Annotated in this window: 13 protein-coding genes; 5 read left to right on the forward strand and 8 right to left on the reverse strand. The window is 41.4% G+C overall.

Features of this window, described 5'->3' with window-relative positions; translation table 11 throughout:
• Nucleotides 1-7: 7 nt before the first annotated feature.
• The 4 genes from HPE63_RS00800 to HPE63_RS00815 form a co-directional block, all read right to left on the reverse strand.
• Nucleotides 8-1,198 carry an acetyl-CoA C-acyltransferase gene (locus tag HPE63_RS00800; protein ID WP_188312330.1) on the reverse strand — a complete coding sequence of 397 codons (1,191 nt, stop codon included), beginning with the start codon at nt 1,196-1,198 and terminating at the stop codon, nt 8-10.
• A gap of 4 nt (nt 1,199-1,202) precedes the next feature.
• Nucleotides 1,203-3,608 (reverse strand): 3-hydroxyacyl-CoA dehydrogenase/enoyl-CoA hydratase family protein, encoded by a 2,406-nt coding sequence (locus HPE63_RS00805; protein ID WP_188312331.1) that lies wholly within the window; start codon nt 3,606-3,608, stop codon nt 1,203-1,205.
• A gap of 33 nt (nt 3,609-3,641) precedes the next feature.
• Nucleotides 3,642-4,076 (reverse strand): MarR family winged helix-turn-helix transcriptional regulator, encoded by a 435-nt coding sequence (locus tag HPE63_RS00810; protein ID WP_188312332.1) that lies wholly within the window; start codon nt 4,074-4,076, stop codon nt 3,642-3,644.
• Between the two features lie 127 nt (nt 4,077-4,203).
• Nucleotides 4,204-5,976 carry an AMP-dependent synthetase/ligase gene (locus HPE63_RS00815; RefSeq protein ID WP_188312333.1) on the reverse strand — a complete coding sequence of 591 codons (1,773 nt, stop codon included), beginning with the start codon at nt 5,974-5,976 and terminating at the stop codon, nt 4,204-4,206.
• A 275-nt stretch (nt 5,977-6,251) separates the two neighbouring features.
• On the opposite strand from HPE63_RS00815, the gene HPE63_RS00820 reads away from it, so the two are divergent.
• On the forward strand, nt 6,252-7,373 hold the full coding sequence (locus tag HPE63_RS00820; RefSeq protein WP_188312334.1) for a glycoside hydrolase family 10 protein: 1,122 nt from the start codon (nt 6,252-6,254) through the stop codon (nt 7,371-7,373).
• An 82-nt stretch (nt 7,374-7,455) separates the two neighbouring features.
• Here HPE63_RS00820 and purL read toward each other — a convergent pair whose 3' ends face one another.
• Both purL and HPE63_RS00830 read right to left on the reverse strand, forming a co-directional pair.
• Nucleotides 7,456-11,115, reverse strand: a complete 3,660-nt coding sequence (purL, locus tag HPE63_RS00825) for a phosphoribosylformylglycinamidine synthase (protein ID WP_188312335.1) — start codon at nt 11,113-11,115, stop codon at nt 7,456-7,458.
• A gap of 99 nt (nt 11,116-11,214) precedes the next feature.
• The gene (locus HPE63_RS00830; protein WP_188313125.1) at nt 11,215-12,426 is read right to left on the reverse strand and encodes an RsmB/NOP family class I SAM-dependent RNA methyltransferase; all 1,212 of its coding nucleotides are present in this window, start codon (nt 12,424-12,426) and stop codon (nt 11,215-11,217) included.
• 70 nt (nt 12,427-12,496) lie between these two features.
• On the opposite strand from HPE63_RS00830, the gene HPE63_RS00835 reads away from it, so the two are divergent.
• Nucleotides 12,497-13,522: a WD40/YVTN/BNR-like repeat-containing protein gene (locus HPE63_RS00835; protein WP_188312336.1), complete on the forward strand. Its 1,026-nt coding sequence runs from the start codon at nt 12,497-12,499 to the stop codon at nt 13,520-13,522.
• A gap of 50 nt (nt 13,523-13,572) precedes the next feature.
• Here the strand turns inward: HPE63_RS00835 and HPE63_RS00840 are convergent, their stop codons facing one another.
• The gene (locus HPE63_RS00840; RefSeq protein ID WP_188312337.1) at nt 13,573-13,923 is read right to left on the reverse strand and encodes a DUF6515 family protein; all 351 of its coding nucleotides are present in this window, start codon (nt 13,921-13,923) and stop codon (nt 13,573-13,575) included.
• 421 nt (nt 13,924-14,344) lie between these two features.
• On the opposite strand from HPE63_RS00840, the gene HPE63_RS00845 reads away from it, so the two are divergent.
• The 3 genes from HPE63_RS00845 (at nt 14,345) to HPE63_RS00855 (ending at nt 20,099) form a co-directional block, all read left to right on the forward strand.
• On the forward strand, nt 14,345-15,526 hold the full coding sequence (locus HPE63_RS00845; protein WP_188312338.1) for an aldose epimerase family protein: 1,182 nt from the start codon (nt 14,345-14,347) through the stop codon (nt 15,524-15,526).
• Nucleotides 15,527-15,535: 9 nt separating this feature from the next.
• Nucleotides 15,536-17,155: a sodium:solute symporter gene (locus HPE63_RS00850; RefSeq protein WP_188312339.1), complete on the forward strand. Its 1,620-nt coding sequence runs from the start codon at nt 15,536-15,538 to the stop codon at nt 17,153-17,155.
• Nucleotides 17,156-17,282: 127 nt separating this feature from the next.
• Entirely contained in the window at nt 17,283-20,099 is a 2,817-nt protein-coding gene (locus HPE63_RS00855; RefSeq protein WP_188312340.1) for a TonB-dependent receptor, read from the forward strand.
• Nucleotides 20,100-20,232: 133 nt separating this feature from the next.
• On the opposite strand, the gene HPE63_RS00860 is transcribed toward HPE63_RS00855, so the two are convergent.
• Nucleotides 20,233-21,498: an MFS transporter gene (locus tag HPE63_RS00860; RefSeq protein WP_188312341.1), complete on the reverse strand. Its 1,266-nt coding sequence runs from the start codon at nt 21,496-21,498 to the stop codon at nt 20,233-20,235.
• Nucleotides 21,499-21,767: the final 269 nt, after the last annotated feature.

Consider the following 21,767-nt stretch of genomic DNA (forward strand, 5'->3'; position numbering starts at 1 on the left):
AGCTTTTTTATTTTAAAAATTCGTAGATACCGGCGGCTCCTTGTCCTGTACCTACGCACATAGTTACCATTCCGTATTTACCTTGCATATTTCTTTTTCGCATTTCGTCAAATAACTGTACGGATAATTTTGCCCCAGTACATCCCAATGGATGGCCTAAAGCAATGGCACCTCCATTTACATTGACAATATCCTGATTAAGATCCAACTCCCTTATGACGGCAAGGGATTGGGAGGCGAAGGCTTCATTAAGTTCAATTAATTCAATATCATCTTGTTTCAGTCCGGCTTGTTTCAATGCCTTCGGTACTGCTGCGACCGGTCCGATTCCCATAATTCTTGGGGGAACTCCTGCAGCGGCATAATTGACCAAACGTGCTATGGGCTCCAATTTCAGTTCCTTAACCATTTCCTCGTTCATCACCAGAACAAAGGCTGCGCCATCACTCATTTGTGAAGAATTACCTGCAGTAACACTTCCACCGGCGGCAAACACAGGCCTTAATTTTGCCAATGCTTCAAGATTCGTGCCTTTTCTAGGCCCTTCATCCTTTTTCACGGTATATTTTTTTGTGGCTTTTTTACCATTTTCATCCAGATAGGTTTGTTCAACGTCTATGGGTACAATTTGTTCTTGAAAACGGTCTTCTGCTTGGGCCTTTAATGCTTTCATATGGGAATTGTAGGCAAACTCATCCTGATCTTCCCGGGAAACCTTAAAATCATTCGCTACGGCTTCAGCGGTATTTCCCATGCCCCAGTAATAATCTTCATGACCTGATTTCACAAGGTCATAATTCAGTTCGGTCTTGTACCCCGTCATCGGGACAGAACTCATACTCTCTGCGCCCCCGGCAATAATACAGTCCGCCATTCCTGCTTGGATTTTTGCAGTCGCGATACCGATGGTTTCAATCCCAGACGAACAAAATCGGTTAACGGTCACCCCAGGAACATCAACAATATCCAACCCCATCAAGGAGATTAATCTTGCCATGTTAAGGCCTTGAGAACCTTCGGGCATGGCGTTGCCTACAATGACATCATCAATTCGCTTTTTGTCAAAATCCGGTAATTCCTTCATCATGTATTCTATGGTCTCGGCAGCCAATTCATCGGTCCGCTTAAAACGGAATACTCCTTTTGGGGCTTTACCTACCGCCGTCCTATATGCTTTTACTATGTATGCTGTTTTCATGTTTTTAATTTCTTAAAGGTTTGCCGGTTTTAAGCATATGCTGAATTCTTTCCAAAGTCTTACGCTCAGAACATAGACTCAAGAATGCCTCTCGTTCTAAATCCAATAAATATTGCTCGCTTACCAAAGTAGGTTCGGATAAATCGCCACCCGCCATGACATAGGCCAGTTTATTCGCTATTTTCTGATCGTGTTCACTGATATAATTACTGGCTTCCATTGCATCGGTGCCTACTAGAAACATACCCAAAGCCTGTTTACCAAGAACTTTGATGTCTTTTCTTTTAACCGGTTGTGTATAACCGACTTCAGCCATCAATTTAGCATGGGCCTTGGCTGTAGCTATTTGTCGGTCTTTGTTCACAACAACAATATCCTTGCCTTTTTGAAGAATTCCTAAGTCATACGCTTCATAGGCAGAAGTGGATACTTTGGCCATACCAATGGTCAAGAAATACTCTTGAAGCACATTCAGTTCCACATCGTTCTTTTTAAAGGTATCTGCGGCTCTTAAGGCAAACTCCTTTGATCCACCACCTCCTGGAATAACACCAACCCCAAATTCAACCAGACCTATATAGGTTTCTGCGGCCGCTACTACTTTGTCGGCATGCAAGGATAACTCACAACCCCCACCCAAGCACATTCCATGTGGTGCTGAAACTGTTGGGATCGATGAATAACGCATACGCATCATGGTGTCCTGGAACATTTTAATAGCCATATTGAGCTCATCATACTCTTGCTCAACCGCCATCATGAAAATCATTCCGATATTGGCACCCACAGAAAAATTGGCTGCTTGGTTACCGATGACCAAGCCTTGGAAATCTCTCTCGGCTAAATCAACTGCCTTGTTCAAGCCCGCCAAAACATCACCTCCTATGGTGTTCATTTTCGACTGGAATTCTATGTTCAAAATTCCGTCGCCAAGATCTTCGATCACACAACCACTATTTTTAAAGACCTCATTCGATTTACGTATGTTATCCAAAATAATGAATGAATCCTGTCCTGGGACTTTGTCCATTGTTTTTGTAGGAATGTTGTAAAAATAAGTAGCGCCCTCTTTCACAGAATAAAAGGAGTTGATACCGGACGCAGCCATTTCAGTGACCCAAGCTGCTGGTTCTTGCCCTTCATCTTTCATTATTGCCAAACCTTTATCAAGGCCTATGGCATCCCAAATTTGAAAAGGACCATTTTCCCAACCAAAACCGGCCTTCATGGCATCATCGATCTTATAAAGTTCATCGGTTATCTCAGGAATTCTATGTGAAACATAAGCGAACAATGCGGCAAAACTCTTCCGGTAGAATTCACCAGCTTTGTCTTTACCGGCAACAAGTACTTTAAATCGATCTACGACTTTATCGATAGTCTTTGTCAATTCAAGTGTGGCGAATTTGGCACTTTTTTTAGATCGATAATCCATCGTATCCAAATCCAATGTCAATATCTCGCTAGTACCATCCTTTCCTTTGATTTTTTTATAAAAACCTTGATTGGTCTTACTTCCCAACCATTTATTTTCCACCATGGTATTGATGAAATCTGGCAGCTTGAAAAGCTTATGCCTTTCATCATCTGGACAATTTTCATAAATGCCATTGGCCACATGTACCAATGTATCCAAACCAACAACGTCAACAGTTCTGAAAGTAGCCGATTTAGGTCTTCCAATCACAGGCCCTGTCAATTTATCGACCTCCTCAACGGTCATCCCCATTTCCTTCACCATGTGGAACAGGCTTTGAATGCTAAAGATCCCTATTCTGTTGCCTATAAAGGCTGGAGTATCTTTGGCAATTACCGAAGTTTTACCCAAGAATTTTTCACCATACCCATTAAGGAACTCCAACACCTCTGGTGCTGTTTCTGGGCCTGGGATGATTTCGAACAATTTTAAATACCGTGCAGGATTGAAAAAGTGGGTGCCACAGAAATGTTTCTGGAAATCCTCGCTTCGCCCTTCGGACATGAATTTAATAGGAATACCCGATGTATTTGAAGTGATCAAGGTTCCAGGGGTTCTATATTTCTCCAGATTTTCAAAAACCTTTTTCTTTATATCCAACCGCTCTACCACAACTTCAATGATCCAATCGACCTTAGCTACTTTGGATATGTCATCTTCCAAATTTCCCGTCGTTATGCGTTGTGAGAATTTTTGATGATAGATAGGAGAGGGTTTGGACTTCAAGGCTGCCGCTAGGGAGTTGTTGACCAGTCGATTGCGAACCACTTTATCTTCTAGGGTGAGCCCCATTGCCCTTTCTTTTTCATCAAGTTCCCGTGGAACGATATCAAGCAAAAGAACCTCGACGCCGATATTGGCGAAATGGCATGCAATACCACTTCCCATTATTCCAGAACCAATTACCGCTACTTTTTTAATATGCTTGTTCATGTGGTTAAAGCTGTATTAATTAGTTTTTGAATGTTAATCATATATTTTCTTTTCTGCCAAAAGTTTGTTTATGGTATCCATAACTTCAAAAAAGCAGTCTAACTTTTCTTGGGGAACATGGGTCCTTACGACCTCGTTAAACCTTATAACTGCATTTTTGGAGTCCATTCTTTTCTCCAAACCGAAATCGGTCAGATGGATCAACACTCCTCTACCATCATTAGGATTTGGTTTTCTGACTATCAACCCCTTGTCTTCCATACTTTTAAGAATCCTAGAAAGACTTGTTGCTTCCATACCCATTTTAGGGCCTAAGGCGGTAGAGGGCGTTCCTGTTTTAGGATCAATACTTAATAAAGTAAAGCCGACCGCCATGGTCGAATCATACGTCTTCGCCTGTTCATTGTACATTCTTGCTACTGCCTGCCATGTGGCTCTCAAGACATAGTCAATGGTTACTTCTTTCATATGGGACCTATTGGCAACCAAATATATAAAAAAATACTATGCATGCATAGTAAATAAACATAAAATGATAATCATAAGTTGATTTTACTTCGAAGATCGTTAAAATGAAACGCTATTCAATGAGGCCCTAATGTCCATAGATATCCTTGTAGAGATCACGGTAGATTTCTTTTATCGCCTTTCTCTTCAGTTTCATGGTAGGGGTAAGGTGCCCCTTGTCTATCGTCCATGTATCGGGTGTCAATCTAAAGTCTTTGACTTTTTCCCATTTCGCAAAATTGGTATTGGCATGATCTATTTCTTCCTGATAACGTGCAAGAACCTTTTCATTGGTTACCACATCCTGCATGGTGGTAAAATTCAGATTATGTCTTTTGCCCCATTCTTTGATAAATGTAAAATCTGGTTGGATCAGGGCAGCCGGCATTTTCTCACCCTCTCCAATGACCATGACCTGTTCAATGAAGCGAGATTGCTTTAATTCATTTTCAATTAAGGCGGGAGCAACATATTTACCGCCCGATGTTTTGAACATTTCTTTCTTGCGATCGGTAATTTTTAGAAATCCCTCGGAATCCATTTCCCCAATATCCCCCGTGTGAAAATAGTCCCCTGTCATCACTGTGGCTGTTTTCTCCGGATCTTTGTAATAGCCAAGCATAATATTGGGACCCTTTGCTAAAATCTCCCCATCCTCGGCTATTTTCACCTCAACATTGTCGATTACCCTGCCAACAGTGCCGATTCGAAAACCGCCGTTCCTTTGGTCATTTACCGAAATCACCGGAGAGGTTTCTGTTAACCCATATCCTTCCATAATGGGCATTTGCGCCGCCGCAAAAATCCGTGTCAATCGCGGTTGAAGGGCTGCACTACCCGATACCATGAGCTCTAATCCGCCCCCTAGGGCTTCTTGCCATTTACTGAAGATAAGTTTACGGGCCAGCTTCAATTTTTGTTCGTACCACCAGCCGTTCGCACCATAAGGTTCATATTTAAGCCCAACATCTACGGCCCAAAAGAAAATGGCTTTTTTTATTCCGGTTAATTCACTGCCCTTTGACACAATTTTATCAAACACCTTTTCGTAGAGTCTTGGCACCGCGGTCATGATATTTGGTTTAACCTCTTTCAGGTTTTCGGTCATTTTTTCCAAGGACTCTGCGAAATGGATCTCAACCCCACAATACTGGTATAGATAGAGTATCATACGTTCGAACACATGGCAAACAGGCAGAAAACTAAGGGCTTTTGTTTTCCCCATTGCAATGGGTACCCTTTTTTCACTATCTATGACATTCGAAACAATATTATGGTGGGAAAGCATTACGCCCTTCGGCTTTCCCGTTGTACCCGAAGTATATATTAAAGTTGCGAGATCACCAGGTGCAACCTGACCCTTTCTTTTTTCAATCTCGGGCTGGTTCGAAGTATCTTTTCCTAATTGCAATACCTCTTTCCAGTTCTTGCAACCATCAATATGATCAAAACAAAATACTTCTTTTAGTTTTGGGACATTGTCTTTGATTTTATTGACTTTGTCAAGGACTTCAGCACAAGAGACAAAACAATATTTGGCCTCGCTATGGTTAAGTATATATTCGTAATCTTCTTCCGAAATTGTTGGATAAATAGGCACGTTTTGGGCTCCAACCTGTAATACCCCGATATCGACCACATTCCATTCCGTTCGATTGGTCATTGAAATCACGGCGATCTTATCATTTTTGCCAACTCCCAATTGTAATAATCCCCGGCTTATCGCATTGGCTTGATCAATATATTCTTGGGAAGAAGTGCTGACCCATTGGCCATCATACTTAGTTACAAAGGCATTTTTAAGATTGTATTTTTCCAATTGATAGTATGGAAAATCGAAAAGTCTGGTAATCTCTGACATACGTAGTTTCGAATTGATCATTGCAAAATAGGAAAAGCAGTTGGGATTCTAAAATGGGTTTGACAAATTAAGGCTTTATTTTTTATGATAATATCAATTTGCAAGTGATTTAATATCGATTTAAAAATCGATTTTGGATACATCCCATTCAAATCATAGGTAGATTTCCCCTATTTTATGTTGTTTATGCGGGGACTGCTGTTGTTAAGCTAAGATTTGAAGTGCCCAGACAATTCTTTTATTATGTTCACGTAAGCAATAAAAATTTAACTAGGATGAAAAGGTTTTTATGGATCAGTTTGGTGGTTTTGGCTTTGGTTTCTTGTACTGATAAAGGAACTAAAATCCCCGTACATGCCTGGACGGGAGGTCCGGGTAATGCCACGGATCAGGAATTGACCGAAAAGTTCAAGGAATATAAGACAAAAGGGATCGATGTACTTATGTATAGTGGGGGCCATGATCCTGCAACGTATAAACGGGTAGGGGCCTTGGTAAAAGAAGCCGGTATGGAATTCCACACTTGGATACCCACTATGGTTCAAGGCGAAAATCCTAAGATAGCAAAAGACCTTTATGCTATTAATGGTAAGGGGGAGTCGGCCTTTGATAAACCGGCTTATGTAGATCATTATAAGTTCTTGTGCCCAAACAAGCAAGGAACTTACGAGTTTCTAGCGGATCTCTATGGAAGTGTTGCCGAGGTAGAGGAAGTAGATGGCATCCATTTGGATTTTATACGTTTTCCCGATGTGATATTGGCCCGAGGTTTATGGGAGAAATACGGATTGGTCATGGATCGCGAATTCCCTGAATACGATTATTGTTATTGTGATACATGTACTTCGGATTTTAAGGAAAAGACTGGAATAGATATCAAGGAGGTCGAAGACCCATCGCAGGTGCAGGAATGGAAACAATTTAGATATGATGTGATTACCGATGTGGTAAATCGTTTGACGAAAGTGGTCCATGAAAAAGGGAAAGTTATCAATGCTGCCGTTTTTCCCGGACCAACCATTGCAAAAAAATTGGTACGACAAGAATGGAATAAATGGGATTTGGATGCCATCTATCCTATGAATTACAATGATTTTTATTTGGAAGGCGCAGATTGGTTGGCCGAAATCACTCAAGAAGAAGTAGCTGCGGTCAATGGTTCAATACCCATTTTCAGTGGGCTGTTCATATGCCCAAACCCAGGTAACAAGACCAATGAAGGGGATCCGGAGAACCACGGATTACTCCCTTCTGAAATGGAAACGGCAATTCGGGGTTCCATGGAAAATGGGGCTACAGGTATCTGTTTATTTACACCGGAACGAATGACCCCCGAACATTGGGAGGCTTTTGAAAAGGCCATTTATACCGATTATTCTAAAAAAGATAGTGATTAGTTGTTTGAGTTAGTTGAGTTAGCAAAGAAGGGGTCCTGTTTTAGGCCCCTTTTTTAATGCTTTAAGGGGATAATTATTGGACTTACCTATGTTTATCGACCCATTCCCGTGCATTTATAAAAGCCTCAACCCATGGAGACACCCTGTCATCTCTATCCACAGGATAATGTGCCCAGTTCCAAGGAAAAATAGAACGCTCTATATGGGGCATGGTGACTAAATGACGTCCAGTCTTATCACATAACATGGCCGTATTGTAATCACTGCCATTGGGATTGGCAGGATATCCCTCATAACCATATTTGGCCACAATGTCATAACGTTCCTCAGCATAAGGCAGATTGAATTTACCCTCCCCGTGGGATATCCAAACCCCTAAGGTGGTCCCGGCCAAAGTGGATAACATCACTGAATTGTTCTCCTGAATTTTTACCGATGTGAAACTACTTTCGTGTTTGTGGGAATCGTTATGTAGCATTCTGCCATGTTGTTCATGATCAGGATTGATCAAATCCAGTTCCATAAATAATTGACAGCCGTTACAAATACCAACGGATAAGGTGTCCCGGCGGGCAAAGAAATTCTTTAAGGCCGAATTGGCTTTTTCATTGTATTTAAAAGCACCGGCCCATCCTTTGGCACTACCCAATACATCGGAGTTCGAGAATCCACCGACCGCACCGATAAACTGAATGTCTTCCAATGTTTCGCGACCTGAAATAAGATCGGTCATATGTACATCCTTTACATCAAAACCCGCCAAGTACATGGCATTGGCCATTTCCCGTTCCGAATTGCTTCCTTTTTCCCTAAGGATGGCCGCTTTGGGTCTAGACTGCGCTCGATTAGGTAATTGTCCTGAGAACGATTTTGGAAAAATATACTGTAGAGGTTGGTTCTTATAATTCGAGTATCGGGTTTCGGCTAGATTTTTGGCGGTCTGTTTTTTATCCAATAGATAAGAAGTCTTAAACCAAATGTCACGCAATGAACTTATATTCAACCCCAATTCCATTCCACCATTTTTGACGATCAACTTGGATTCGGAGGTAACAGTTCCTATTTTGACAACTTCAATATTTTCCGCTTTGAACAAGTCAATTACCGTTTCATCCTTGACCTGAAAAACGATGCCGGCATTTTCGGCAAATAAAAGTTTAATACTATCTTCTTCACCGAGGACCGATACATCTAAATTTGCACCTAAGTTCACATCGGCAAAGCACATTTCCAACAAAGTGGTAATCAAACCTCCAGAGGCGACATCATGTCCTGCCAGTATTTGACCATTTCGGATGGCCTTCTGCATGGTATTGAAAACCGTCTTCACATACGCGGCATCTACTATCGATGGGGCTTCATTCCCGATTGTATTAAGAATTTGAACAAATGAAGAACCTCCTAATTTGTAATTGTCCTTTGATAAATTGATGTAATAAATGGCTCCTCCATCTTTTTGAAGAACAGGTTCTATCACTTTGGTGATATCATCACAATGACCCGCAGCAGAGATGATTACGGTTCCTGGGGATATGACATCACCATCCTTATATTTCTGTTTCATTGAGAGGGAGTCCTTCCCCGTGGGCACATTAATGCCCAGGGCTATCGAAAAGTCTGAAACTGCCTGTACGGCATCGTATAATCTGGCATCCTCACCCTCGTTCTTGCAAGGCCACATCCAGTTGGCGGACAAGGAAACCGATTTTAGTCCCTCTTTAAGTGGCGCCCATATAAGATTGGTCAAAGCCTCGGTAATGCTATTTCTACTACCGGCCTTCGGGTCGATCAATCCCGATATAGGGGAGTGCCCAATGGAAGTGGCAATGCCTTCCTTTCCTTTATAATCCATGGCCATGACCCCACAGTTGTTCAAAGGTAGTTGCAGTGGACCAACGCATTGCTGCTTGGCCACCCGACCACCAACACATCGGTCTACCTTATTGGTCAGCCAATCTTTGCAGGCTACTGCCTCTAACTGAAGTACCTGGTCCAGATACTCATGAAAATGCGCTAGTGTGTATTTGGGATTTTTGTATTTTCTTTCGATGGTAATGTCGTTCATAATCGTTTTTGGGGAGCTTCCGAACATATCTTCCAAATCCAGATCCATGGGTTTATCCCCTTTGGATTTCGATTCGAAAGTGAACCTTTGGTCTCCCGTAACCTCACCGACTTCATACATGGGTGAACGCTCCCGGTCTGCAATGCGGTGTAAGAGGTCAACATCCTTTTTACCAATGACCAATCCCATGCGTTCTTGGGATTCATTACCGATGATTTCCTTTGCGGACAAGGTGGGATCGCCAATTGGTAACTTATCCAAATCAATTTTCCCCCCTGTATCCTCGACCAGCTCGGATAAACAGTTTAAATGTCCACCTGCCCCATGGTCATGGATGGAAACTATGGGATTTTCCTCATTCTCGACCATCCCACGGATGGCATTGGCAGCTCTTTTCTGCATTTCAGGGTTAGAACGTTGTACGGCATTCAATTCAATGGCCGAGCTGAATTCCCCGGTATCTGCGCTCGAAACGGCTGCACCTCCCATACCAATTCGATAGTTGTCACCCCCAAGGATTACGATTTTATCCCCTGTATTCGGAGTGTCTTTCAATGCTTGATCGGCCTTGCCATATCCGATACCACCAGCTTGCATAATGACTTTATCATAACCTAACCGGCGAGCATTTTCAGAGTGTTCAAAGGTTAGTAAAGATCCTACGATCAAAGGTTGCCCAAATTTGTTGCCAAAATCCGATGCACCATTGGATGCTTTTATAAGAATATCCATAGGAGTTTGGTACAGCCACTCACGTTCTGGCATGGCATTTTCCCAAGGACGGTTTTCCTCTAATCTCGAATACGAGGTCATATAAACCGCTGTTCCAGCTAATGGGAGGGAGCCTTTGCCTCCAGCCAAGCGGTCGCGGATTTCACCCCCCGAACCTGTTGCGGCCCCATTAAAGGGTTCTACAGTTGTGGGAAAATTATGGGTCTCTGCCTTTAATGAGATGACGGATTCAAATTCTTTTTCCTGATAAAAGTCGGGCTTATCAGCTCTCTTGGGAGCAAATTGCACCACCGAGGGCCCTTTAATAAAAGCGACATTATCCTTATAGGCCGAAACAATATCATTTGGATTTTCTTGGGATGTTTTCTTGATAAGTTTAAAGAGGGAGCTTGGTTTTTCAACGTCATCAATAACAAAGGTACCATTGAATATTTTATGGCGGCAATGCTCTGAATTCACCTGGCTGAATCCGAACACTTCAGAATCGGTCAATTTACGCCCTATTTTGTGGGATAGGGTATTTAAATAGTCAACCTCTTCCTCACTTAATGATAATCCCTCCTGCATATTATAAGCCGCGATATCCGCCACCTCCATAATTGATTCAGGTACCACATCGATCTTGAAAATATCCTGTGTCAATCCATTGAATTTTTGGGATAACATAGGGTCGAACGATGTGAAATCGGCACTGACGCTACTGAACTCCTCAATTCGGAAGATACCTCGAACACCCATATTCTGTGTTATTTCGGTAGCATTGGTACTCCAAGGGGTTATCATGGCCGCCCGTGGACCAACAAAAAAGGCGTCGATAGACGCCCTATTTATCTTAGGTTGGTTGCCAAATAACCAAATGAGTTTATTTATATCTTCCTGAGTAAGCTCTTGTTGTGTTTGTACGGCAAAAACTTTTGTTGTGATATCCCCGAAAAAGTGAATCATGGATCTTGTAAAGTGTTAAGTTTAAGAAAGCTCAAATTTACATCTTTTTAGGCTATAAAAGCAGATGAAAAGTTAACAGTTATCCATGGTAATTGTTGATTACTTTCTTTCTAGTAATGCTAAATAGAATCCATCGTACCCGCTTTTTGAAGCATAGATTTTATGTTCCTTGGCCAAGGAAAAATCCGAACCTTCCGCTGAATCCAAGAACGATTTTACCTGATCGGTGTTTTCTTGTGGCAGTATTGAACAGGTGGCATATACCATTTTCCCACCGGGTTTCACCATTTGGCTATAACTTCGTAGGATTTCTTGTTGGGTTTTGGTGATTTTTATTAAAAAGTCGGGCTGTAATTTCCATTTGGCATCTGGGTTTCTTCTCAATACGCCTAGACCGGTACAAGGGGCATCAATGAGTACCCGGTCTGCCGTGCCATGTAGTTTTTTGATCACCTTGGTCGAATTAATATGCCTTGGTTCAATATTATGCGCCCCATTTCTTCGTGCCCTACGTTTTAGCTCTTTAAGCTTGTTCTCATAGATATCCAAAGCTATAAGTTGCCCTTTGTTTTGCATCAGGGCCGCTAGGTGTAAAGTTTTACCCCCTGCACCGGCACAAGCATCTACCACTCGATGACCCGGTTGGGCATCTAAAAATTCCGCTACTAATTGGGATGAGGCATCCTGGACCTCAAAATACCCATCTTTAAAGGCTTGGGTAACAAAAACGTTGGCTCGTTCTGCCAGTTGTAAGGCATTTGGATACCCTTTTATGGGCTCTGCCACAATGCCATCATCCAATAAGACCCGTCTTAAATTTTCTTTGGTCGTTTTTAAGGTATTGACCCTTAGTATAACTTGGGCTTGTTCGTTTAGGGCTGCGATCTCCTTGGTCCATAAATTATCACCCAATGCTTTTTCACAAAGTTCATCCAACCAATCGGGGACAGACTCGCGGTATTTTCTTATTTTCGAAAGTTCATCGAACTTTCCTTTTATCCTTCTTGCGGGTACGGGCTCCAATTGTTTCCAATCGGGTAGGTCGATTCCTCGTAATACCGCCCAAACGGCGAACATCCTAAATAGATTTGCACGACTATAAGGTGCCTTAACTTCGGCAATCTCAGAATACAGACGTTTCCAACGGACCATATCATAGGTCGTTTCGGCGATAAATCCACGATCTCGTGCCCCCCATCGTTTATCCCTTTTCAATGTTTTTTCAACCACCTTATCAGCATATTCCCCATCATTGAAGATACTACCCAGGGCATCGACCACTGCAAAAACTAAATTCCTATGAAGCTTCATAACTAAAAATAAGGCTGCAAAGGTATCGTTTTGCATGCTATTCTGCCTATTTTTGGCAAAAATTATTCCCATGCGAAATTGCTTGTATCTACTTATTCCATTTATGGTTATCGGATGTAATAGCGAAAAAAAAATCAAGCCCTTTACCACGGTTCATATTGAGACTATCTTTGAGGATTCCCTTAGCTTCCGAGCCATTGAAATTATGGATAAAAGCTTGGCCTTTGCTGCCAATAAAGGATCGTTTGGGAGTATTGATTTAGGCACGAAACAGGTTCGTACCAACCGATTAAAACAAGATTCCATATGGCCAGAATTTAGGGCAGTGGCCCATACGGCAACTGACTTTTTCATGCTCTCGATTGCAAGTCCGGCCCTGTTGTACAAAACAGGTAATAACGGTATGGAATTGGTCTACCGGGAAGAAGGCCAAGATGTTTTTTATGATGCCATGACTTTTTGGAATGATAAGGAAGGCATTGCTGTGGGTGACGCTGTGAATGGCTGCTTGTCAGTAATCATCACTAGGGATGGGGGCCATAGCTGGAAGAAGGTTCCTTGTGCGGATTTGCCTAAAGTGTCTAAAGGCGAAGGGGCTTTTGCCGCCAGTAACACCAATATCAAAACCATTGGGACCAATGCTTGGATCGCGACAACCAGTAGTACAATCTATTTTTCCGCAGACAAGGGTAAGACGTGGGAGCTTTTCACGACTCCCATTGTGAACGCAAAGTCCACCCAGGGTATCTATTCTATTGATTTTTATGACGAAAATTTGGGAATCGTTATAGGTGGTGATTATACCAATCCAAGCGATAACAAAGCCAATAAGGCCATATCCCGGGATGGGGGTAAATCATGGAAATTAATTGCCGATGGTCAAGAACCGGATTATAAGAGTTGTGTGCAGTTTGTACCTAATTCCTTAGGAAATGGAATAGTGGCTGTAAGTATTACTGGTATTTCATATTCTAGCGATTTGGGAAAAAGTTGGTCAAAATTGTCCGCTGAACCTTTCTACACATTGCGCTTTGATAATGATAGCATCGCTTATGCTGCCGGTAAAAACAGAATTGCCAAGTTGACTTTTAAATGAAATGAAGGCTATCTAAGATTTATTAGATAGCCGTCTTTCAAACAAACCAGCTAGATGTTGACAATTATATACCCGCCTCTTCTCTTCTGATACCAAATACCTTTGTATTTATAAAGTTTACGCCCGTTGACACGAACAACCTTATATCCTCTTGGAAGATGTTTTACTACACCACCGATAGGGGCGGCACAAACTACATATTTTTTGCCTTGTGCCCTATACCAAACCCCTTTCGCAAAATGAAACCTAGTGCCGTTGTGAATTACAACTTTGGGTTTGTGAACTGTGGTTACCACTGTTCCATGCTGGGGATAAACCTTGACAACTTTTCTTTGGGCGTTCGCTGAAACCAGAGCTCCAAAAAACACCATTACCAACAAGATGATTTTAAAATTTTTCATAGCTAAATAATTTTGGGCCTTAAAAAGAATAGCCCGGGTTATATCCTTTTGACTTGATTTTTCGGCGATGGTTTAATCTAATAGAAATGGCTTATTAAAATGAACACTTTATTTTTTGTGTTTATTCAACCATCGCCCCCATTATGTTATGATCGATCATTAATTCATGAAATCTAAGTCATATATCGACTTTCTTACTTTTGAATTTGTCTCTGGCCAATTGCATACCAATTAACTTTTTGCCGAAAACCAGTTTGTTGCGATGATTGTTTTTATGGAAGATATTTTGAATTTGGGAGTATTAAGGATAAATCATTGTTGAAAATTATACAATAAGTGGGATTAAGGATGGCAGCAATACCAATGATGCATGTTATATTTGTTTAAATATGTTAAACGACCCTTATCAAACCAATAAATTATGAACTGTCTAAAACGCAGTACCTTGCCTTTATTTATCATTTGTATGGCCATTCCTCTCCTGCATTGTAAAGAAGTAACTAAAAAAGAAAAATTGACTGAACCCATGGAAAATGAATCAAAAATCACCATTAAAAAAAATAACTATGGAACGACTACTGATGGTACTCTAGTTGACCTTTTTACAATGAGGAACAACCATGGTATGAAAGTCGATATCATCACTTATGGGGGTCGGATCACCAAATTATCCGTTCCGGACAAAAACGGAAAATCGAGCAATGTTGTTTTAGGCTTCGACAATTTAGGGCAATATGAAAAGGATAATCCATATTTTGGGGCGTTGGTCGGGCGGTATGGGAATAGAATTGCAAATGCCAAGTTTTCATTGAATGGCACTGAATATGGTCTTGCCGCTAACAATGGGCCAAATAATTTACATGGAGGTATTAAAGGGTTCGATAAAGTGGTTTGGAATGTAGAGGAGGTAAAGGAAGGGAATACCGCTTTATTAAAGCTAAGCTATTTAAGCAAGGATATGGAAGAAGGTTTTCCTGGGAACCTTATCACCCATGTAACGTATACGCTAACCGATGACAATACCTTGCAAGTACAATACGAAGCCACCACCGATAAACCAACCATCGTGAATCTTACACAGCATTCCTATTTCAATCTAACGGGTGATTTCTCTAAAACCATATTGGACCATGAACTTACCATGAAGGCAAACCACTTGGTTCCTGTGAATGATAAGCTGATCCCGACCGGCGATTTTATTGACGTCGCTGGGACTCCATTTGATTTTAGATCAGCAAAAGTGATAGGGCAAGAAATTGATGCCGATAATGCGCAAATCAAAAAAGGGGGCGGATATGATCATTGTTGGGTATTGAACGATCAAAATTCGGGTCTAAGAATAGTGGCAACTTTATATGATTTCAATTCTGGAAGAATAATGGAAGTTGCCACAACTGAACCCGGTATTCAATTTTATACCGGAAATTTCTTGGATGGAACACTCCCTATCCCTGGAGGGGGAACGTACGCCAAAAGAAGTGGACTTTGTTTAGAGACGCAGCATTATCCTGATACTCCAAACCAGCCCAACTTTCCATCAGTTACATTAAATCCAGGAGAAAAATATTTCACAACGACTTCATTCACCTTTACCACCAAATAAACCAATTTTATGAAAATATTGGATACGTTCGATTGGATCAGTATTGCCTTATATTTTTTATTGCTATTGGGTATTGCAGTATGGGTCATACGAAAGAAAAAAGAAAACACCGAGGATTATTTTTTAGCAGGTAGAAATATTGGATGGTTCGTTGTTGGAGCCTCCATTTTCGCCTCCAATATTGGTTCTGAACATGTCGTTGGGCTTGCAGGTACGGGTGCAAGTGATAAATTGCCATTATTGATTTATGAAATCCAGGCTTGGGTTGTTTTGATCCTAGGGTGGGTCTTTTTACCTTTTTATGCCCGCAGTGGTGTTTTTACCATGCCCGAATTCTTGGAGAAACGATTCGACGCAAGATCTCGTTGGGTGCTTTCCATTTTTTCGATAGCGGCCTATGTATTAACGAAAATTTCGGTAACCATATATGCTGGGGGAGTAGTGGTTTCAGCACTTTTGGGAATCGATTTTTGGACAGGTGCAATCGCAACTGTAATCCTAACAGGCATTTACACCGTGTTGGGCGGAATGCGGGCCGTGGTATATACCGAAACCTTGCAAGCTGTTCTATTAATTTTGGGCGCAACGGTTTTGACCTTTATAGGACTTGATAAGGTGGGAGGATGGGAGAGTATGACTAAAACTTTGACCCCTGAATATTTTAATATGTGGAGACCTGCCACAGATCCTGATTTTCCGTGGCCTTCACTATTGATTACGAGTACGATTGTCGGAATTTGGTATTGGTGTACGGACCAATACATTGTACAACGTGCATTGACTGCCAAGAATATAAAAGAGGGACGCCGAGGAACGATTTTTGGGGCCGTATTAAAATTATTGCCCGTATTTCTATTTCTAATACCCGGAATCATTACACTTACCTTGAAAATGAGAGGTGAATTGCATTGGGATTCGCCAGATGAGGCCTTTCCTATATTGATGAGTAATTTGTTACCTTCAGGACTACGCGGCTTGGTAGCAGCAGGACTATTAGCTGCCCTAATGAGCTCTTTGGCCTCTGTTTTCAATTCCTGTTCCACTCTTTTTACCGTGGACATTTACAAAAAGCTTAAACCGAATACACCAGAAAAAAAATTGGTCCGAACGGGACAAGTGGCCACTGTTATTGTGGTTGTTATCGGAATTATATGGATTCCGATCATGGCCAATATCTCAGGTGTGCTTTACGAATACTTACAAAGTGTACAAGCCTATATCGCACCTCCGATAACGGCCGTGTTTTTGATGGGTATATTCCATAAAAGAGTGAATGCTACTGGTGCCTTTGCGACATTAGTCATGGGTATCGTTATAGCGTTTTTCAGGATTACCCTTGAATTGATAAAAGGGAATTTTGACCCCAACAGTTTCTTATATAAATTGGGCGACATGAACTTTTTAAGTTTTGGAGCATGGTTTTTCTTGTTCTGTATTCTTTTCATCATTGTTGTTAGTTTATTGTCACCGGCACCTTCCAGGGAAAAGGTGGTCAACTTAACCTTCGGGACCATTACGGCAGAAGAAAAATTAAAAAACAAGAATAGTTATAATTGGGTTGATATTTCTATCTCAATTATAATCATTATCATCGTAATTGGTGTTATGGTATTTTTTAATGGAAATTAGGCAAGGCTCCTAGTCTTATGCCTATATCGATACCCTTAAACGCTTTAGATTTTTACATCAATAAGAAGGCGGGAGATATTGTGAATAACAGTATTATGGTATCTTTGGCCCTAAAGAAAATAGATAAATGCCTAAGGTTTTAATTCCTTTCCTGTTTTTTACTTTCCTTTTTTTCCATGCTCAGATTATTGGTCAATCAAGCATTGGGGGGGGACTTAAAAATAATTTGGGAGAGCCATTCGAAGGGGCCCATATTAGCCTTGAACCGGGCAATTTTACAACAATCTCCGATAAAGAAGGTAGATTCGAAATAATAAACTTGGACCCGGGGGAATACGTATTGGTCATTTCCTATTTGGGTGCTAAGTCCCATTCTGTAAATGTAGATCTTAAAGAACGCGATGTTTTCTTGGACATTATTTTAAAGGATGATGTCTTGGCTTTACAGTCGGTGGTGGTGACTGGCACTTTTGAACCTCGGAATATCCTTACGTCCGGTACAGCCATCACCTCTTTGGGACCTATTGAATTAAGTCAAATCTTTCCTCGGGGTACAGCTGACCTATTGCAAGCCCTCCCCGGTACATATACAGATCCCTCGGCCGGAGAGGTTTTTACCAAGACCTATTCGCGGGGTATATCCGCATCCGCAGAGGATGACATGGGGTGGTATTATATTTCGCTTCAAGAAGATGGATTACCGGTAAGTTTGGTACAACACTCATATTATGGGCCAGATATTTTTCATCGAATTGACCTTTACACCGAAAGGGTAGAGGCCCTACGAGGGGGTAGTGCGTCGATTACGGCCCTCAATGCTCCGGGAGGTATATACAATTTTATCTCAAAGGGACCTAGTGACATACTTTATGGGGAATTTCGGCTTCAAGGAGGACTGCAAGGCGATAATAATCCTTTATTCCGTATCGATGGTACGATTGGTGGACCTTTGGAAAAGAACTGGTTTTTTAATGTGGGTGGACATTATCGTTTGGATCAAGGTGCTAGAAATACCGATTTTACATACAGTAAAGGCGGTCAAATTAGATTCAATGTCCTGAAAAAACATCAAAAAGGATTTGTTAAATTCTATGGAAAACTACTTGACGATTTTACGAATCGATATACCGGAGTGGCCGCGACCCATTGGAATAAACCTTCAGCGGCCTTTGGTCAGGATTTTAACAACACCGCCTTGCTAATGCCTGCGTTCTCCGCAAATGTTCCCGATGGCAGAAGATTGCCCCAAGGCGCAACGAACCATTTTGACCCTTCCCAAGGGGTACATGCCCAGGATAAAGCCTTTGGATTAGATATCTTTCAAAATTTAGGTGAGGATTGGACGGTAAGATTTAATCTGAAATATTCCCATAAGAATGCCAATTGGCAGACTGCCATCAGCAACGCGTTTGTCTCGTTGAACGATCCATTGGCCTATTTCATAACCGGAGCCCAGTTTCCAATTGGTGAGGTGGTTTTTAAGGATGCGGCATTAGGAACGGAGTTGGCCCGTTTGGACAATAGCGGAATTCTAACCGGAGAACCTTTCCAGTATCTAGGAACAAGGACATTGCCCTACGATGCGATAATGGGAACAGCCTCATGGTTGAAACAGAACAGGTCAGATGAATGGATGAATCAATTGACCATTAGAAAATCCAGCGAGAAACACGACTTGACCTTTGGTCTGGGTGCAGGGCTTTCAAATACGTCACTTTTTACCCAGGGCAGCTTTGGTTTTGTGACCTATGAACCCAATCCTCGCATGTTGCGTGTAACCCTCGAAAACCCGGGCCAACCTGTAATTGCCTTATCAGATTCAAACGGATTAAGTAACTACGGAGGGTTATTTTTTGATAATGCCAGGGCCGATGTAACCCAAGTAGCGTTTTTTGCTAATGACCGTTGGAAATTGAACGATCGTTTACATCTGGATATAGGATGGCGTTACGAAACTATTGACCATAAAGGAAGCAAAGATCGGGCGGCCCCATTTTTAAGGGATGGCGGCTATGATGGCGACCCAACTACCGAATATGATAATGGGATTTTAATGCCGACCGGGGAACGTGATGACTTTGATTTTATGTACAACTACCTTTCCTATTCTACGGCACTGAATTATGGAGTCAATGATCAGACCAGTTTTTTTACCCGCTTCTCCTCAGGGAATAAAGCACCGGAATTAAACTATTACTTCAACAATTTTTCAGGAGTACCTATTAATCGGAAAGGGGAAGTCCAGAAAATAAAACAAGTTGAACTGGGAAGTAAATATCATAGCGATCGATTTTCGGCCATGACCACCGTATTTTGGAGTCAGTTAAAGAACGTTGGAATTACCGATTTTCAATTTGATGCCGAACAGGGTAGTGTGTTTTATGCCCCAGTACAGTTTAATGATTCACGTACTTTCGGAATTGAATGGGAAAGTGCTTATAAACCGCTGTCCTATTTGACATTTAATTTCAACGCAACCCTTCAGCACGCCAAAGCTACAAAATGGACCGTATATGAGTCTGCTGGTTCATTAGGAACCGAGGACGACACGATACAGGATTATTCTGGAAATACACTGGCTTTTAACCCAAATGTAATGTTCAATTTAGGGATTGATTATTCTAAGGATAAATGGAGCGGTATCTTTAAATGGCAATTTATGGGCTCACGGGAAGGTAATATCGCAAATGCATTTCAATTACCACCCTATAGCATATTTAATGCAGGATGTGGTTTTAAATTCAGCCAAAACCTGTCGGTCAATCTGGTAGTTACCAATCTTTTCAATTCAGAAGGACTTGCGAATTTCTTTGGTCCCAATAGTTTCGGTGCTAGTGCCAACGATGCTACTGTCGATTTTATCCAATCCAATCCGGATGCTAGCTTTGTGGTGGTTCCTGTATTGCCCAGAGGAACATTATTGAGCATGAATTATAAGTTTTAGGACCATGAGTATAGTTGTTAAACCGGAGGACTTTTTAGGCGTGTTATCCTAGATTATCTGCTATTCTCTATTATCCCAGTATCTGGTATCTACCCGTATTTGTAAGAGACCGTTTTGAAACAATTTTGGAACATCAATATTCTGTTGAGGGTAACATTTCTTCATGGGGAATATTTTTAACCCTATTTTTTTTTACCCAAAACCAAAGAATACTAAAAAGTACTACCAAAAGCGCGGGAAAGGCGATCATTATCTTTAAGGTTTCTTGACCTACAGCCAAATCTAATGGATCACCCGATAGTCCCATGATTGTAGCTTTTTCCCTAGCAGCATCTATCCATATGCCAAAAACGGGTTGCATATTTGCAGTTAAAAACATGCCAATGGCCCCAACGACCGACATTCCCAATGCCCCACTTTTCGGAATTTTTTCTGCCACAAAACCAATCATATTAGGCCAAAAATAGCACAGTCCGATCGCAAAAATTGCCGCAGATACATAGACTAGGGCTCCAATTTGTGTGCTTAATAAGAACATGCCTAGGGTCGCGAAAATAGCTGAAGCAAGTAAGACCCCTGTTTGGTCGAATTTATCCACAAATTCCCCACCAAAATAGCGTCCAAATGCCATAATGCCTGATATCAATGCCATAATGACCATACCATTGGCGCCACTTTTATCCAAAACCAATCGAACCCACTGCATTGGAACAAATTCTGTGGAAGCCGTCAGGGCCATACAAATGGCGATATATATAAAAAGGGGAGTGGCCATACCCTTCAAATTGCCTTTTAAGGTTTTTGCCTCTTGTAAGCTTGGTTTTGGAAAAACCTGTCCGTAAAAGAAAAAAGCGTAGAGTATTGTCGGTACAAGTATGATCCAAATTTGTGCTTGCCAACCCATATTTAATTGGGTCATGAAATAACTTAGTAAACTGCCCAGAACAATTCCCCCAGGAAACCACATGTGGAATCTGTTTAATAAGGTGCTCATCTTTTTACCGGTTGCGCTATCTGAAATCATTGGATTACATGCAGCCTCGGTACAACCATTTCCCAATCCAATAAGAAGGGTTGAGAACATAAGACCCCAATATCCCGCCGAATAAATGGTCAATATAATGCCCATTGTGTGGGCTATGAAGGCAAATTGCATAATTTTTTTTGGTCCAATAGAATGATAGGTAAGACCACCGATTATCATAGCAATGGGAAATCCGAAAAACCACATGGAATTTATCTCACCCAATTGCTTAGCCGTTAATTCAAAGGCCTCCCCTAAGTCTGGCAATATCCCTGCTCGAAGGCTAAAAGAAAAGGCAGTGGTAATCAATGCTAGGCAACTACCGTAAAACAGTCTATTGGTATTGGGTGTGGTTTGGTTCTTGGATTCTTTCATGTGCAGGGTTGTTTTATACTATGGATAGTAAGATGTGCCCAAACATTTAATGCGTTGTCTCCTAATATAATAATATTATCGATGCCGTATTGAAATCGCTATATAAAATAGATTCTCACTTTGCTCATAATAGATTATCGAGTGTTAAGGAAGATTGGGTTTGCTCCCCATAATGAACAATAATTGGGTCGCTGGTGAAATGCTCCCTACTGGATTACCTTCCTTAAATATAATCTGTCTTGTGGATAACCTCAAATTACAAAGGAAAA

Origin of the sequence: Maribacter arenosus, assembly GCF_014610845.1 — a bacterium.
Taxonomy (GTDB): Bacteria; Bacteroidota; Bacteroidia; order Flavobacteriales; family Flavobacteriaceae; genus Maribacter_A; species Maribacter_A arenosus.